Raw genomic sequence first — 17,648 nt, forward strand, 5'->3', positions numbered from 1 at the left:
GTTTGAGGAACCCAAAAGTTCATTCCCCAGGGAAGGGCTATGGCAGGATAGGTATTACCGGTTGATAACTCATAAGTAGACTGGCTGCCAATCAATGGATTGACGTAATCTACCGGAGAAAACGAATCACTGCTGGCTAAAACAGAGAAAGGTTTCCCAATCCAGCACAACATTACAACAATAATAATTGTAGTTCTAATATTATTTCTCATGGCATTTATAAAATCAATTAATATTCAAAGGGCTATATCAACAATATCTTGCAAAATAAATGCTTTTTAATTTCCCCTGCAATTAAAATAATAAAAAGAGAGGGCCATATTATTAAAATACAATAAGAGTTATATAATAAAAGCCAATCCACACAAATCAAAGATATATGCAGATTGGCTTTACGAATGAACTATTTTTAATGATTATATAAGTTCTATGAGAGTTCAATCAGATTTTTACTTTTGCAATCAGTTTTCTGATTTTACCTTCTCCAATAACCGGGGCGTGAGCATCTTCAGGATATACCAATACAAATTCACCTGGATTAATATCAACATAAGTGGTTGGTGTATCTGAATAAAGAGCACAATCACCCTCTTTACTATAAGGTTTAGTTTCTTCTTTCAGATCTTCAGTTGCTTTCCAACCGATAGTTTCTTTTCCTTCGAGCAAGATATGCACATCAATATAGTCGTGATGCAATTCCAAGACCTGCTTATCTCTTGCCACACAAGTTGGATTCACATTGTTGATAAACAAGTTATCACCATCAATTTCAATACGACCTAGCTCTGCATTTAATAAATCGTGCGACTTTACATAATCAAATAGTTTAGGAAAAAGAGGATGAAGCGATTCTATCCTTTTACTGTTCTGCAAATTAGATACTACCATAATTTCTATATTTTATTGGTTACTAATTAATCCACATTATCTGCTTTTGGCCTAAGGAATGACAACTGCAATATTAATGCAACCAGAACAACGCCTCCCAACATAGAGAAGCCTAAACCCAGATTACCACCATCTGTCCATTTTCCAAGTAACTGAGTAACTGAAGCACCGGCAAACACTCCAACCATATTCATTATTCCATAAGCGGTTGCACGTTGTTTTGCAGAAACAAACTGGCAGAGAATTGGCATATTGTTGGCATCGAACATACCGTAACCAACGCCAAATAACATTCCTGCACCAATCACACCAACAAAGCTATGCCCAAATCCAAGTAAAAGCAATGAAGGGATAGTCAGTCCCAAACCAATTGCACCGGTATAGACGCGCCCGCGAATATTCTTCTGAACCCATCTGTCAGAAAGAATACCACCCACAATAACACCTATAAAAGATGAAACAGCAATGGTAAATGTTGATATCGGACCTGCTTGTGACATTGGTAATCCTAAGTTTTCAGAGAAAAGAGTAGGAAGCCAATTCTTAGTAGCCCATCCCGGAAGACTAGGAGCTGCAAAATAGATCAGGATTATCCAGAAAGCAATATTGCTGAACAATAAAGATAATCCTTTGAAAACCGGAGTCTTCTCTCCTGAATCTTTTAAAGATATCTTTTTTACCTTAATGTGATTAGGATTTTCGTGCAAGAAGAAAATCAGAATCAGAGAATATACAATACCAATAATACCAAACCAATGAAAGGCACTTTGCCAGGAGAAAGCAGCAGCAACAGTTGCACCAAATCCTCCAATGGCTTGCCCGGTATAAAGTCCGGTCATATGTATACCAATAGCCAATGAGCGTGTTTTATCCTGATGCCAGTCGGCTATTAATGATAGAGCTGAAGGTATATATAGCGCCTCACTGATACCCATTAAACCACGCAATACATAGAGTTGAGAATAATTTTCTGTAAATCCCATCATAAATGTTACTGCCGACCAAACAAACAAACTTCCTAAAAGAAGCCATTTACGATTTAATCTATCGGCTATCATTCCGGCAACCGGGCTCATGATACCATATATCCACAGGAATACAGCCATCAAAGCGCCAAAAGCTTCCGCTTTATTCAGCTCTATAATATCAACTTTCATTGCTTGTTGCATAGTAGAAAGCATTTGTCGGTCCATATAGTTCAACAAAGCTACAACCCACAACAGACCAACAACTACCCAAGGGTAAATCTTACTGTTTTTCATTACTATTTATTTATTATTTATTTACTTTGAAAAGTGGAAGCAGGCAAACCGTCGCTATTTACTAAATTAGCACGGGTAAAAGGTTGCCAGCCATAGCGGACTGATTCTGGTTTTTCAACCTTATCCGACCATATTTTAACCATATCTCCAACAATTTCGGCCTTAGCAGGATAATAAACTTTATCAGCTCCGGCAATCTCAAAAGTGCGCAACGGTTTCTTATCAGAGGAAGAAAGTCCGTGAGCATAATCAAATGTGATGTAAGCTACACTTTCTTTGAATGACACCGAACGGAATAACGGTCCGGAAGGAGTAACATTCTCTATACTGTAAACACGGTTCAAAGTCCAGCGTCCTGCACGTTCACCTATTTCTTTTTTCATTCTTGGATGAACATCCAAGGAATCTCCCTTATCACTCGAAACTACCATATATGTGTTTGGAATAGCATCCATAAGTCTTCGTTGAGCATCACGGAACCAAGGCCAACTTGGGCGATTCAGACTTGAAAGCTGCACATAGATGAAAGGAAGACTGGAGTTGTTCCAGTTTTTCCGCCAGCTATTCACCATCATTGGGAAAAGCTTTTCATAGAGTTCCATATTATGCGCATTCGATTCCCCCTGATACCAAACCACACCTTTAATTGGATATTGAGCAAGCGGAAGAATACCCGATTCGAACAAGTAGCAAGGTTCGTACGGATGACGTTGCAACTTATTCTTAGCCTGTTTTACATTAAGAGCAGCCCGTCCGCGAACCCAATCCTGTATCATATCGTTATTCGTATAGTCTTCCAGCATATCAGGAAGTTCGTATTGCAATGTGCGACGATCAATCCATGATTCACAAGGTGAACCTCCCACAGCATTGTTTATTAGTCCAACCGGAACGCCCAGACTATCCGCCAGCATTTTCCCGAAATGGTAACCGATAGCAGAAAAAGATGCCGCATTTTCAGGTGTACATTCTTTCCAAACGGTTCCTTTGTAATATTGCAAACGGCTCAAGGAATCAAGTACACTTGCATCCCATTCCACTGCATTAGTTTCCCAACGGGGTTTCATATCGAAAAGGCGGATATTTGAGTTCTTTGCTCCGGCAATATCTTCTTTTGCTGTGACGGCCTGTTTAAGCATAAATGCCATGTTCGACTGTCCGGAACAAATCCATACCTCTCCAACCAGTACATTCTTATATAACAGTGATTTACTCTTGGCACGAATAGCCAATGTATATGGGCCACCAGCCTTAAGTGGATTAAGAGTTGTGTTCCATTTACCATTTTCGGCAGCTTTGGTTGTCTGCTTCTGACCATTTATCTCTATAGTCACCTTTTCTCCAGCGTCAGCAATACCAGAGATATTAAGAGGTATATCCCGCTGCAAAACCATATTATCGGAATAGACCATCGGCATTTGCAAACCTCCATAATTCCCGGTAAGAGTAGAATATACTGCTTTCGCCAATATTCCAGCACCTTCCACATTAGGATGAAGAGCGTCGGGAAGAAGATCGGGACGATTAAAAAGCCCTTCTTCAAAGTCAATCAATCCAACGTTTGCATAAGTTGCAATATTTTCAATTGCCTGCTGAATCTGTCCATACCAATCGCGGGTACCAGAGCGAAAGCGCTTATGAAGATGTGTAATAGGTGACAATCGGCAAATCCATATCTTACATTTTGGATTTACACTGCGGAAAGAATCTATCAAAGCTCGGTAATCAGTTATAAATTCATCACGATAGTTTGGCCAGTCGCGGGGATCAGTATCATTCAATCCCAAGTGAATAATAACTCTGCCGGCTGCAAAATTCATTGCTGCACGAAACTCCTCTTGCTGCATATAAGGACGATGCCCATGATTCAAGAGCGTTGCTCCGCTTTTCCCAAAGTTTCCCACCTCGTAATCGGTACCGAGCATTCTCTGCAACTGAAACGGATAAGCATTAACTTCCCTGTCGGGGAGCAAGTAACCAAAAGTTACGCTATTTCCCACACAAGCTACCCTGATTTTCTCTTTGGCAAAAAGAGAAATTGTACAAGTAAAGAATAAGAATAAGAAAATCTTTTTCATCATCTTGCCATATAATTAATTTACATACTGTTTAATCAAATCGCGCCATAGCAAATAGCCCTTACCAAGCAAGTGAAGCCCATCATTTGATAAGTCCGAACGCATTTTACCAGTTGCCTTGTCTACAAAATGAGAATATAAATCAATATAAAAGACTTTTTTATCTTTAGCCAGTTCTACCAATCTACTATTTAAATCTACCACGACTTTTCCTTTGGAAGTATGTGATTGAAACATGTTATATACATCGCTTACCGGAAGTACGCTCTGCAAATAAATTTTAGTACGGGGCGAATCGGATTGTATCTTTTCAATAATACGTTTGACACCTCCTGCAATACTATCGGCAGAAGTCCCTCTGGATACGTCATTGATTCCGATTAATAGAAACAACTTGGCGGGTTTGCCTTTTACAATAGGGTACAAACGATCGTATACACCGTCGCAAATATCTCCACTGATTCCACGATTCTTTATATGCGGATTATCAAATAATTCAGCCCATTCACAGCCATTTGTAATACTATTGCCTAGAAAGATAATATCTTTGGGCGAAGTGTGCAGTGCTTCAAACAAAGAGGCACGTTGCTCATAGAAGGTAGAATATTTTCTTTTCTGAGCAGATACAGAAGTAAATACAAAAATCAATACTGCAAATAAATATATCTTTTTCATTGCCATTAATTTATAGTTTCGCTTTATCAGGTGAATAGATCAATCCATCTACCGCCTTATCTCCATTGGGAGTAACAAAAACAACAGTAAACTGCCATTTAACCAATCTAACTTCCGGTAAAGAGAATTTCCCTACGGGAAGTTTCAGAAAGACTTTATTCCATCCCTTGTTTAGATGCACCATTAAAGGAGGACGTGCCACGCAGTTCTCATTACCAAGAGGTATTTCATTACTCTTTTCCTTATGGGTAGCCGTCCAAACCGGTGGTTTAATTTCATTGTCATTGAGCCATATACGACTTCCCTTATAATCCCATTTTCCTTGAAGAGGCGATAAATCCATCTCCGACCGACTATAGTTCTGAAACTCCACCCATAGTCCTACATCTTGTTTCTTTGGAGACCATACCCATGTCCAGGCATAAGCCGTAGAGTTTTCTTTGGGATCTTTATAAAACGAAGGAACAAACGTTCCCCATACATGCCGTAAATAAATGCCTGCACCTATTGCCTGGCGAGTTCCGTACTCTTTTCCATTATACAGATAACTTGCTTTCAGCTCATGTTCCGGAGGAAAAACCTTTATCAAATCACCATCATTAGGGAAAGCATCAGTAATATTCCATTTCACATTCGTCTGCTTTACATAAGCAAACGGGTATCCTTTGAAGGAGTGTTCCTTATGCCAGATCATCCTTCGCTCAAAGTCGGCAAATTCTTTAAACTCTTTTGTATCTTCCTTTGGAAGTATCACGCCGTTTCCATCAAAATATTCCGAGCCGCCACCCAGCCAAGAGCGTTCTGCAAAGGCCAGTACATTTGGATAAAAGTTATTTTCGAGTATCATGTTTTGCTCGGGAACTACCAAGCGGTCGTGCCACATTCCCATAATACCTCCCGCAATATCATCACTTCCTTGTGACTGATTGTATATGCGACTGTTATAAAGTGCCACTATATCTCCAAACGTATCAAAGTGGTTCAGGTAATGAAATTTGGAATCAATAGCAGGAATACCTTTCTGAGCTTTTCCACGATAACTCCACAGATGAGTCATGTCTATCTCACCCGGTTTATACTGCCAACCGGGATTCCAGGATATAACTTTCTTTCCTTTTGCGCGAACGTAAGCCACCATCTCAGGGGCAAAAGTCTTATTGGTAAACTGCACTTCGTCCGTACCAATATGCAACCAGGGCACGTCAAACGTTTCACAAACTTCGTCCACCAATCGTTTAAGAATCACCATTCCTTCGGGGCTTTGCATATCACATTTAAAAGTACGAACAAAAGCCGCACTGTGCCCCGGCATATCAATTTCAGGAATCAGCATCACGTTGTACTGTTTACAGAAAGAGACCAGTTCTTTTGCCTCATTCAATGTGTAATATTTCCCTGGCATACGAGTAACATTAACACTATCATTCAGTGCCGGATATATTTTGCTTTCAAGTCTCCACGCCTGGTTCTCGGTAAGATGCCAGTGAAAAACATTAATCTTATAGCGGGAAAGTATTGCTATTTCCTTCTTTAGTTCAGGAAGTGAAATGTAACTCCGTCCTACATCTTGCAGAAATCCACGGATGCGGAACGACGGCCAATCCGTAATCAAACAACCTTCGAAACAGGCTTTTTTCCCATTTCTGTTCTTTAACTGACGAAGAGTCTGAATAGCCCAGTAAACGCCTTTTGAGGAAACAGCCTCAACTGTAATTTTATTATTGGTAACTTCAAGTCGGTAAGCCTCATCAGCGTTGAGTGTTACTCCCTGGAGACTGTTTATAAGCCGGACTTCTATTTTCTGTTTTGCCCGAGGATTCACCTTTCCCCCTACTTCCCGGATAAAATCTTCCCATTCAGCTTGCAGTACTGATGTAGAAATACAAATATTGCCTATGTTAAACTGCTGCCCATTAGCTGTAAGTTGTTGCGGTTTTGGCAAAAGATGAGTAATGCCCGCACGTACCGGAGAGACAAGTGGACAACTAAAAAGAAGAATAAAAAAGAAGAAAAGGATTTTTATGAGAGAAGACAACGGCTGTTTACTCTGCATAAAAGAGACATTAGCCCTTGCCGCTGAATAATTCAGCGGCAGGCACTTCTGTGTGTTATCAGTAAGTGAAATGTAATGGTGTGTTATAGTATCAAATCCCATTTTATCTTATTCCAATTATATGTAATAAAGCAAACTAAATACAGGTAAAATATCCACTTATAACCGATAAATTCAAAAAACTCGCGGGAGTTTATTAATTCATGGCGGATAGAAATTACATCCTTGTACAAAAGAATGCAATCTTCTGTACAAAAGAATTAATTGTTTTGTACAGAACAATTCAATCTTTTGTACAGGGGAATATTATTGCTTAACTATATCTTTTAATTTAATGGCCTGAAATGTCATCTGAGCCACGCTAGCTTCATAAATAATGCCCACAGTTTCTTTATCTATCATTGTGAGACAGGAATAACCCCAGTTCTCATCTTCATCAAGAAGTATCTGATTCTCGGGCAACCACGTAAGACCACCATCCAGACTTGCTTTAATTGTAATGTGATGGCGACCTTTTACCGTATTTGGGTTAGAGAATAACAGAATATCCTTATTCAGTACATTATCTTTTGCTGCGACTTTAATAAGACTTGCCATACAAACAGGTTCAATCAGCGCACTTCTTGAAGAAGGATGATCAATCCATGTTGCTCCCATATCTTTTGTTGTAGCAACGGCACGGCTTCCACCACGATTATCGCGCATATTCAGCATCAGTTCACCCGGTTTAACTTCGGCTACCTGAGCCTCGGTAGTGTTTGTACGGGCCAGCGTGCTTATCTTCCATGTCTTTCCATGGTCCTTGCTATAGATAATTCCGGCATTAGGAACGCGGGTAGAATCAATATATTGAGAAGCAAAAACCAAAGTTCCATCGCTCATGGTGATACCCCTGCCCGGACCTTGCAGCAAGAAATACCAGGAAGGATCTTTTACCTGAGACGTGATATTGATTGGAGCCGACCAGGTTTTACCATCATCGTCACTCTTTGCCAATACAAGCTGAGCGGTGTGATTTAAATCCATACCAGGATAAGAGCTCCACCACGCACGATTATTACCCATTCCATGAGTCCATGCTGCAACAACCCATGCAGTTCCGGTTTTCTCATCAACAAGAATAGCAGGATCTCCTACTCCATTCTGAGATTTTGGTAGTCCACCATATTCACCAAACGAGAGAGGAAATCTCATCTTTTCCCATGTTTTTCCACCATCCGTACTTCTGCTTAACCCTATATTTACATATTCCTGAAGGTCTGCACTATTATTGTGGCGGGCATCGTACACTGCTAAAAGAGTTCCCTTATTAGTAGTAGCAATTCCCGGAATACGGTAAGCATTAACACCGTCATCTCCGGCATGGCGAACACCTACACCCATCAAATGCTGAACTGGTTCTGTTTCAAATACCATTGGTGCAGCTTTTCCATCAAGCGACACTTCTGCAATTTTCCCGCTAATCTTAGTACTTAATGATGCAGTAGGTTTCATTTCCAGACTAATCCAGAAATAGTTTACACCAGGGAAAAGATTCTGATTGGCCGAAAGTTTAATTTTATTGGAAAGTTTATCTGTTTTTGACTTCAATACTGAGTAAGACAGATTTGCTGACAATGTTTTGCCCGGTTCATCACGAGAGATGTATGGCTGAGGGAAAAAAGTATTCTTTTTCTCGTTCTGTCTAGCCTCAGTACCACCATAATAAAGCTTCACCGACTTAATCTCACTAAGCGGCACATTCTTGTTTAATGTAAGCGTTACATAATCAAGCGAACGACTCTCTTTGGCATTAAGACGAATATAATAAAGAGCATTATCTTGTCTTTCTATAAGAACAGGTATTTGAGTTTCCTTTACTTTAACTGTGTCCTGAGCAAAAGAGTTGATTGTTCCGCCAAATAGCAGAAGGGAGAATAACAATTTTATGCAATTCATGTCAGTTTATTGATTTATTAGTTTAATTACAAATATATATAAATATCAATTTAGAGGTAAGTTTTGTTCTACTTTTCCCCTCCATATTTCAGGCGTCCGAATGCCAGGCTTAAGTTCTCCACCAAACAGATAAAAAGCATCTTCCAAATATATGGCAGTTGCTCCTGCACGTGCAGATTGCTCATAACTTCCAAACGCAGTCCATTCATTTTTATCGGGCGAATAAACCAGCAACTCCTTGTTAAATTTATACCACTCGGAGGGCTGATTCATATACGCTTTTACTTTTTCTCGCAGTAGTTTTTCTGTTTTCTGATCATGATCAGCTACCGCCTTCTTCAATGCTTGCTCACGTTTTAAAGCATCGAGAAAAATATCTTTATTTACACCACCCATACAAAGCATCAAACTGTCACCTAATGAAACGGCAACACCTCCCCCAAACGAGATAGGCTGACCATCTGATTTGCAGGGTTCTGCAATCTTTGTCCAACGATTAATATCTGGTTCGTAACAATATGCATCCGTACTAAGAGAAGCATCTCTATTATCAGTAGCAGAAGCAAATCCACCAGCAACAAATAAACACATTCTTCCTGCTTTCTTCACAGCTACGCAAACAGGTTGCGTTCTGGGATTACCAGGAACAGGTGGTAATTCATGCCATTTTGCAAAATTTTCACCTAAATTTAATGCAAACATCCGAGAAGACGGCTTTTTATCGACATTTCCTCCAACTATATATAAAGTATCTTCAATTATTGCACCAGCCATGTTATCTATCTTATAAGGCAAAGATGGCAGCGAATGCAATATAAGTGTATCCTTTTCAGAATTATATTCCAATCGATAAGCAGCAGATGTAGATCCGTTGGGAGTAACACCACCCACGCATATCACACCTTGCGGAACAGAAAACGAAACACCGTAAGCAGTTGGTGAAAGAAGACTTCCTGCCTTCTTCCATTGCTGTACAGTATCTCCAATAATACGTGCTACGTATACATCATCATAAAAAACTTTCTTCCCTCCTTCTACAGCAGGTATATCGGGAAAGTTACAGCCGCCGGCAACAAGCAGACAGCCATTCACTTTTCCCACAAAACATGCAGAAACTCCTTTTGTAAAATTCTCATTCGCAGAAGAGATCTTTGTCAATGAATGCCAGCTAACAGTGCAGACATTCTTTCTATTCTGCGAATGAGAAGAACATGCTCCAAACAAAAAAGAAAGGAATACTGGAAAAAATAATCTGTATAACTTCATCATTGTTTATAGAATATATAATGATCTAATACCTTTATTGACAAATAATCCAATTAACGTTTACTAAGTTTATGCCAATTCAAAATGTTAAGACTTGGCAGAAAGGAAAATTGCAGGTGGAAAAACCACCTGCATTTTTCTTTATAACATAATTACCAGCTTTCTGTTTGCTGATTAAGATCGGTATATCCAGGAGTTTGTTTCAACTTTGGATCAGCATTCAATGTTGCTACATCTACAGGCCACAATAATTTATGCTTTTCTGTAGCGTAATTCAGAATAGGAGTTCCTTTATAAGAAGCTGCAGCATCAAATACAAGAGGTTTACCATCTTTGGCATCCTTCATTCTGCAAACATCAAACCAGCGAGTTCCTTCATTTACGAACTCAAGATCTCTTTCATGAAGAATAGCAAGCTCATTTGTTTTGAAGTCTGAATTTGTATATCCATATAGATTTGCATCCCATTTAGCACCATAAGCACGAGCGCGAACCTGATTAATATATTGAGCAACATCGCCACCCTTCATATTTTCTACTTCAGCCAATAGCAACAATACATCTGCATATCTGTACATTGGTTCATCACCACAGAAAATACGAACATTGCTTGCATTTACAAAACCCAGATTCTTTTTCAACACAGTTCCCATCAAAGATCCGTCTGCTTTATAGAATTCAAGGAACGTAGCATCACGTCTTGAGTCGTTGGCATTAAATGCCTGCCAAAGTGATGGCATGTATTCATTTCTTTGCCAGCCAGAACCTTTCAGGTTAAGAGTATCGGTAGCAATAACCTTATTATTACGTCCGTAAACCGTACCTATAAAACCTCCATTAGGATTAGCGTAAACAAATTCACCTGCTGAATTAGTTGCTTCTCCCTCTGCATATCTGATAGTGAAGATAATTTCCTTATTTCCTTTGTCAGTAGAAACAGCACTGAAAATAGTACTGTAAGAAGGTAATAATCCAAAACGAGAATCGTTCTTAATAGTATTCAAGTATGTTTCAGCTTTTGTTAAATCATCAGCTGCAGGAGTCTGATCTCCAAGAGAAACCTTTGCCGACCACAAATATACTTCAGCAGACAACATGGTAGTTGCAGCCTTAGACCAGAAAGATTTAGTTCCATTGATTGTTTCGTTAGTACCGAAATAATCCAGAGATTTCTGCAAATCTGCTTTGATAAAATCCATCACTTGTTTAGGAGTAGATCTTCCTGTATAAAGATCTTCAGGAGAAACCTTTCCATCCAACACTTTAACGCGATCAATTAATGGCACACCTCCATAGGTTCTGTACAAATAGAAATAGTACATAGCTCTGATACCATAAGCCTGAGCAAGCGCATAGTCAATAGCAGCTTTGTTTTCCTCTTGTAAAGATGTTCCTTCTACTTTCTGAATAACAAGATTACAATCGAAAATATTGCCATATAATCCGGCCCATGAAGAAGTACCGGTATTAGAAGCATCCAGATTATTTTCTTTAATTCTATCGTAGTTAATAGAGGTATTCAAAGAAGAAGTACCCGATTTGTTAGTACCACCACGTGCTTCACCCAGAACAAAATTACGGTTAAAACTTGTAGATCTTAAGTCCATGTGAATACCGTTCATGTATGCTTGTACCTGAGGAACAGTATTCCAGAAATTACCACTTGCATAGTAATCTATAGGCGACAACTCCAGTTCGTTACAAGAAGTATAAAAAGCCGAGGTGACTAAAACCGCACAGCTAAATATAATTGATTTTATTGTTTTCATAATTGATTCTGATATAATTTATTAGAATGTTACATTAACACCAAACAAAAGCGTACGTGGAAGTCCATATCCCGATCCTGCTCCTGTTCCTGCTTCCGGAGTTGTGATAGTCTTACACTGTGTAAGATAACCAAGATTCTGTCCGGTAACAGAAAGATCTACTTTCTCAAGTTTAGCTTTGTTAATGATACTCTTTGGTAAAGAATAAGAAAGAGAAACCTCACGGAAAGCTACATAAGAACCATCGTATGCAAACATAGTAGAGGTTCTGTAGTAATTACTCTTGCCTAACTGGTCAGCCCAGTAATATTTTGGTAATGTTCCGTTTGGATTAGCTTCCGACCATGTTTTCTTTACTTCTGTAGTCATGTTATATGTACCCTGCATATTTCCTAAGAACCAAGGTGTTGTATTATCATATATTGTAAAATCCAAAGCATAGTCTAGAGCAACAAACAGTGAAAGACCTTTCCATGAAAGCGTTGAAGTGAAACCGCCTAACCAGTGAGGAGTAGTATTACCCACTTTCACCAAATCATAGTTATCAATAACACCATCACCATTTACATCTTTCCATTTTACATCACCTGGTTGGATAGGTAATGCTTTTACTTTTGATGCACCTGTTTCACCTGAGCCTTTTTGAGCATCAGTTAAATTCGCCCATGATGTTTTTCCATAAAGGACACATGCGGAGCTACCTCCTCCTCTATCTACCATGATGTCTGGAATTTCGTCGTAGCTTTTATAGATACCTTCGGCTTTATAAGCGTAAAGAACACCCGGTTCATTTCCTTCCTGGTAACCACCTACCCACTTTTTATCATTGCCGTTGCCGGTATATACCTGATATGCATCCTGACGGTTCTTTTCCAATCCGTTATTTGGTAACTTAACGATAACATTCTTGTTATAAGAAATATTAGCGTTCATACTCCAATTCCAATTTTTAGACTGAATAGGTTTTGCAGCAAGTTCTATTTCAACACCACGGTTACGGAATCGACCATTGTTTGTAGTAATACCGCTGATACCTGAAGAGATTGGTAAACTGATTCTTGCATATTTATCATCAGTTAAACGATTATATACCGTAAAGTTTGTAGAATAGCGATTATTCAAGTAACTCAGATCTAAACCAAATTCAAATGTTTTAGATTTTTCCCATCTAAGAGTAGGATTAGGAACTCCACTCATTATAAACGTTGCATTTCCGTTGTAATTTGTAGATGTAGCATAAGCTCCTTGCAAGTCATAGCTTCCAATACCTGAAACGTTACCATTCAAACCATAGCTGGCACGTAATTTACCAAATGATATAACGTCAGACAAAGAATTCATAAAGTTTTCTTTTGAGAATATCCATCCTGCAGAAAGACCTGGGAAAGTACCCCAACGATTGTCAATCAGTTTAGAATATCCATCACGACGAACAACTAATGACAAAAGGTATTTACTTGCATAATCATAGTTAACACGTCCGAAGAAAGAAAGAATACGTTGACGATTATGGTAAGAATCAATAGAACGCATATTTTCTTTTGAAGATGTTAATCCCAGATCCTGAAAATCATCTGTAGCAGCGCCTTGTCCGGCAGCACTAAATCCACGAGAATATGAATTATAATATTCAGAACCAAGCATTGCTGTTACATAATGATCGCCAAACTGGTGTTCATAATTCATAATAGCATTGTATGTCTGGTCGAAAGTACGATCATAAGATGCAGAAGAAGAACGGGTTGATACGATGTTAACAGGATTACTATAATAATCTTTATTGAAAGACTCATACATACCTTCACTATAGTACCAGTTAGCAGATAGCTTCAAGTAAAGTCCTTTTGTAAAATCAAGTTTAAATGCTTGATTCATTGTAAATTTATCCGTTTGATTATCACGAATAAACTTATCAGACTGATATCGTTGATTACCATCTGCAGAGGCATTACCTAACATCATATTTCCCTCTTCATCTTCAAAACGTACTGTTGGAGGCATAGACATTATACGACCAAAGTAGTTATACTCTGATGTATTAGATCCTGGCATTGACTGCCAGTTTGCACGGTTATAGTTCAAACTTGAGTAAGAAGTCAACCAATCTCTGATTTTATAATCGCCATTGAAAATGAAAGAGTAACGATCATAGTAAGAGTCAATAGGAAGACCTTCAGAATGGTTGTAGCCAAAACCTGCATAATAGTGACCTTTATCATTACCACCAGACATATTAATATTATAATCTTGTGTGATTGATGGATTCTTAAGATTATAGGACGCTACATCTGTATCTTTAAAAATCAGCTCTTTTCCTGTAATAGGATCAGTCATTGTTTTCCAACCTTTATCCAAAAGGAATTTATTTGTATCATCCAGGAACATTGTACTCCAAATTGCACTATTACTGTTCTTCAAAGGAGTAACTCCATCTGCTGCAAAATACTTATTACCTGTTCCATAAGGATAATTACCTGTTAAACTACTAGAACTAACATATCCTGCACCCGGAGTTCCATCAGCATTCTGCCACATATTGGAAGAACGAGAATAAGCAGTACGCATCCACCATAAATAATCGGCAGCATTACAGAATTCATAAGGAGTATTCAGATAATTGATACCTACTTTAGCTTTAACGTTAATTTCAGAACTGCCAGCTTTACCTTTCTTTGTGGTAATAAGGATTACACCATTATTAGCACGCGCACCATAAATTGCTGTAGCTCCGGCATCTTTCATAACTTGCATATCTGCAATATCCTCAGGGTTGATGTCGCTCAAGCTGGAACGAATTTGTCCATCAACAATTACAATTGGAGAACCGCTACCATCAAGGTTTGTACCACCACGAAGTACAATTGTTGGAGTTGCACCCGGATTACCAGAAGTCTGTACAACTCTCAAACCAGAAACTGCTCCTGATAAAGCTTGTGCAGGATTGGAATAAACACCAACACTCAATTTTTCATTGCTTACTTTCGCAATTGAGTTAGTTGACTTAGAACGTAACTGTGTTCCGGAATATCCTGTTACCACAATCTCCTCCAACACAGTAGAAGTAGGTTTAAGTTTTATTTCCAGGTTCTTTTGACCTTTAATACTTACTATTAGTTTTTCATAGCCAATATAAGTCACGGAGATTTCCCCTTTCGGGTTTACGACCAGTGAGAATTTTCCATCAAAATCGGTAATAGTACCGTTTGTTGGGTTCCCCACTTCAGATACACTAGCACCAAGTACTGGTTGATTAGTTTCATCAGTAACTTGACCAGTTACAGTCTGCTTTTGAGCCATCACGTTAAGTGACAGCAAAAAGCACATCAATAATAAAAGCTTCCTCATAGTAGGATTGTTGAATAATGAATAGATTAATTTTGTTTATGGTATAGATATAGATTTAACTACGTTAATAGTTAGAAAAGTTAAGTCTGGTTTAATTAAACCATTCCAGTCTTTTAGTTTTCAATTATTTATAGCACAATTAAGGAATATCTTAATAGCTTAGTTTAGTATAGTCTTTTTTGATAGTTATTGTACAGTTTAGTATAGTCTGATGTCGTTTTCTCGTAAATGCTATTTCAGAATTTCATTACACAAATCATAACACTTTACCATCATTCTAGGAATATGGAAAGGTCCTTTAAAAAGATTTCCTTTTGCCGGTTGTGAAACAGAGCCATCCATATGTAAATAGCCATACCACTCTCCATATTCTTTATCAGGAAAATGAGTATATGTCCAATCACTTATTTGTTTGTGCATATCCAAATATTTCTCATCTTTTGTTGCTTCATATGCATAGAGTGTTGCAATAATAGCTTCGCACTGTGGCCACCAAAATTTCATATCGTGAGCATAATCCTGAGGAGAGTAATTCTTACAGTCACGGAAATTAGTTATTCCTCCATAAGTTTTGTCCCATCCCCATTTCCATGACCAATCTAAAATTGTCAAAGCAGTATCCACCAATTCTTTATCCCAGTCACGGAGCTTAGCTTCTTCCAATATGAACCAAGCAGTTTCAATACAGTGCCCCGGATTAATTAAACGTCCATTGATAGTATCAATAAATTCACCGTTTGGCCCAACGGTTTCTAACAATGCATTGAATTCCGGATGCATAAAGTCTTTGCGGAGCTTCGCTACAGATTTGTCAATTTGCTCTGTTAAGTCAGGAGCATCAATTACTTCACGTATACGAGAGGCGGTATTGATTAAAATCATGGTTAAAGAATGTCCCTGCATATGCACATTTTCACAATACTTAGAAGGTAATAACCCCGGAGTTGAAATTAAGCGTTGTATATTATGGTACATCTTTAGCGCTTTTTCTGCATAACTCTTATCGCCTGAGGCTAAAGAATATTCAGACATTGCAATAGCCGCAAAAGTTTCAGAAAAAACGTAACGGCGCTTTCTTATAGGTTCACCCGTAGCCGTTACTTCAAAGAACATATGTCCGTCTGTATCAATACAATGCTGTTCTATAAAGTCAATTGTGCTTTTTGCGGCTGCCAACCATTCCGGATTCTTTTCAACCTTATTATATGCATATGCGCAGACAAAAGCAAAACGCCCTTGAAACCAAACAGATTTAGTAGAGTCAATAAGTGTTCCATCTCTATCTACGCATGTATATACGCCACCGTTCACACGGTCAAGACCGTACTTTAACCAAAAAGGCATAATGTTGGTTGTCAGGTCCTGGCGATAAACATCAGCCCATTGGGATAAGTATTCATTTATATTTTCCATTGCTTATTCTAAATCAAAGTTTGTTGCAACGATTAAAGAAGTTGATAGCTTCGAGTTCAGCCTTCATTGCAACTTCTTCTTCATCAGTCATATTCTGGAATGGAGTGCGATTCTTACCTAAATCTAGTCCAATAAATTTCATTATGCGCTTTCCACCTACGATATTACCACGATAATGGCAAATCACATTAATTACCTCCTGAGAGAAGTTTTGCTTTTCACGAGCAGTTTCAATATCACCGGCTTTCCATGCATCGATAATGCCAACAAGCTCTTTTCCATTGTAATTAGTTGTACCTCCGATACCACCTTGCGCACCTCCCATTGCCAGACATGGCAAAATAGTTTCATCTTGTCCATGAAGCATATCAAATTTACCACCTTTATAAAGACGGCACTGATTGTATTCATAAAGACTCTCGAAAGTATACTTAATCCCGGCAAAATTAGGAATACGCCCATCTACTGCTTCCAGGAATGAAACCATTGGAAGAAAAGCGCCGTTAAATGCAGGAATATGATAAAAATAGAAAGGAAGATCAGGTGCCCCACAAGCTATTTCTTCGCAATACTTTACCAACTCTTCTACCCTACCAACTTTTGGGAAAGGAGGTGCCATAGCACCGATACCCCATGCTCCAATTTTTTGTGCATGCTCTGCCAACAAACAACTAGATTTTACGCAAGTACTTCCAACATGAACTATTATCTTAAAGCCTTTTGGAGCAACAGAAACCCAACGTTCTGCTAGTTTCATTCGTTCTTCATCATTAAGCATATACCCTTCACCTGATGAACCATTTATAAAGACCCCTTGTAGTCCATTCTTTACAAGCATACCGCAATATGCATCAATTGGCTCATAATTTACTTCCCCATTTTCATAAAACGGAGTAAAGGGAGCATCAATTAATCCTTGAATCTTTTCCATAATAAATTGTTTATATTGTTTAGTCTAAAT

Annotated in this window: 12 protein-coding genes; all 12 read right to left on the reverse strand. The window is 38.6% G+C overall.

The genetic code is table 11. The annotated features are described in order from the left end of the window. The coding region (locus BUC21_RS13270; protein ID WP_139261448.1) for a hypothetical protein at positions 1 to 212 on the reverse strand (212 nt) is incomplete at its 3' end. A gap of 229 nt (positions 213 to 441) precedes the next feature. Then, positions 442 to 888: a NanQ anomerase/TabA/YiaL family protein gene (locus BUC21_RS13275; protein WP_073403225.1), complete on the reverse strand. Its 447-nt coding sequence runs from the start codon at positions 886 to 888 to the stop codon at positions 442 to 444. Positions 889 to 914: 26 nt separating this feature from the next. Beyond that, positions 915 to 2,150 (reverse strand): MFS transporter, encoded by a 1,236-nt coding sequence (locus BUC21_RS13280; protein ID WP_073403227.1) that lies wholly within the window; start codon positions 2,148 to 2,150, stop codon positions 915 to 917. A 17-nt stretch (positions 2,151 to 2,167) separates the two neighbouring features. Further along, positions 2,168 to 4,231: a sialate O-acetylesterase gene (locus tag BUC21_RS13285; RefSeq protein ID WP_175550527.1), complete on the reverse strand. Its 2,064-nt coding sequence runs from the start codon at positions 4,229 to 4,231 to the stop codon at positions 2,168 to 2,170. A 12-nt stretch (positions 4,232 to 4,243) separates the two neighbouring features. Next, positions 4,244 to 4,903: a GDSL-type esterase/lipase family protein gene (locus tag BUC21_RS13290; RefSeq protein WP_073403362.1), complete on the reverse strand. Its 660-nt coding sequence runs from the start codon at positions 4,901 to 4,903 to the stop codon at positions 4,244 to 4,246. 10 nt (positions 4,904 to 4,913) lie between these two features. Further along, complete coding sequence (locus BUC21_RS13295) at positions 4,914 to 6,926, reverse strand: family 20 glycosylhydrolase (RefSeq protein ID WP_394332762.1); 2,013 nt, start codon at positions 6,924 to 6,926, stop codon at positions 4,914 to 4,916. Between the two features lie 336 nt (positions 6,927 to 7,262). Then, positions 7,263 to 8,894, reverse strand: coding sequence for a sialidase family protein (locus BUC21_RS13300; protein ID WP_073403229.1), 1,632 nt, complete (start codon positions 8,892 to 8,894; stop codon positions 7,263 to 7,265). 45 nt (positions 8,895 to 8,939) lie between these two features. Beyond that, the gene (locus BUC21_RS13305; protein WP_073403231.1) at positions 8,940 to 10,163 is read right to left on the reverse strand and encodes a cyclically-permuted mutarotase family protein; all 1,224 of its coding nucleotides are present in this window, start codon (positions 10,161 to 10,163) and stop codon (positions 8,940 to 8,942) included. Between the two features lie 149 nt (positions 10,164 to 10,312). Further along, positions 10,313 to 11,929: a RagB/SusD family nutrient uptake outer membrane protein gene (locus BUC21_RS13310; RefSeq protein ID WP_073403234.1), complete on the reverse strand. Its 1,617-nt coding sequence runs from the start codon at positions 11,927 to 11,929 to the stop codon at positions 10,313 to 10,315. Positions 11,930 to 11,950: 21 nt separating this feature from the next. Next, positions 11,951 to 15,274 (reverse strand): SusC/RagA family TonB-linked outer membrane protein, encoded by a 3,324-nt coding sequence (locus BUC21_RS13315; RefSeq protein ID WP_073403236.1) that lies wholly within the window; start codon positions 15,272 to 15,274, stop codon positions 11,951 to 11,953. A 231-nt stretch (positions 15,275 to 15,505) separates the two neighbouring features. Further along, positions 15,506 to 16,687, reverse strand: coding sequence for an AGE family epimerase/isomerase (locus BUC21_RS13320; protein ID WP_073403238.1), 1,182 nt, complete (start codon positions 16,685 to 16,687; stop codon positions 15,506 to 15,508). Between the two features lie 13 nt (positions 16,688 to 16,700). Then, a complete protein-coding gene (locus BUC21_RS13325; protein WP_073403240.1) occupies positions 16,701 to 17,618 on the reverse strand; it encodes a dihydrodipicolinate synthase family protein in 918 nt (305 codons plus the stop codon). Positions 17,619 to 17,648: the final 30 nt, after the last annotated feature.

Source organism: Bacteroides luti (assembly GCF_900128905.1).
Classification (GTDB): Bacteria; Bacteroidota; Bacteroidia; order Bacteroidales; family Bacteroidaceae; genus Bacteroides; species Bacteroides luti.

Coding starts and splice junctions, on each gene's coding strand:
- BUC21_RS13315 (WP_073403236.1), bottom strand. CDS start 15,274: ATGAGGAAGCTTTTATTATTGATGTGCTTTTTGCTGTCACTTAACGTG.
- BUC21_RS13310 (WP_073403234.1), bottom strand. CDS start 11,929: ATGAAAACAATAAAATCAATTATATTTAGCTGTGCGGTTTTAGTCACC.
- BUC21_RS13275 (WP_073403225.1), bottom strand. CDS start 888: ATGGTAGTATCTAATTTGCAGAACAGTAAAAGGATAGAATCGCTTCAT.
- BUC21_RS13280 (WP_073403227.1), bottom strand. CDS start 2,150: ATGAAAAACAGTAAGATTTACCCTTGGGTAGTTGTTGGTCTGTTGTGG.
- BUC21_RS13300 (WP_073403229.1), bottom strand. CDS start 8,894: ATGAATTGCATAAAATTGTTATTCTCCCTTCTGCTATTTGGCGGAACA.
- BUC21_RS13320 (WP_073403238.1), bottom strand. CDS start 16,687: ATGGAAAATATAAATGAATACTTATCCCAATGGGCTGATGTTTATCGC.
- BUC21_RS13285 (WP_175550527.1), bottom strand. CDS start 4,231: ATGATGAAAAAGATTTTCTTATTCTTATTCTTTACTTGTACAATTTCT.
- BUC21_RS13325 (WP_073403240.1), bottom strand. CDS start 17,618: ATGGAAAAGATTCAAGGATTAATTGATGCTCCCTTTACTCCGTTTTAT.
- BUC21_RS13290 (WP_073403362.1), bottom strand. CDS start 4,903: ATGAAAAAGATATATTTATTTGCAGTATTGATTTTTGTATTTACTTCT.
- BUC21_RS13305 (WP_073403231.1), bottom strand. CDS start 10,163: ATGATGAAGTTATACAGATTATTTTTTCCAGTATTCCTTTCTTTTTTG.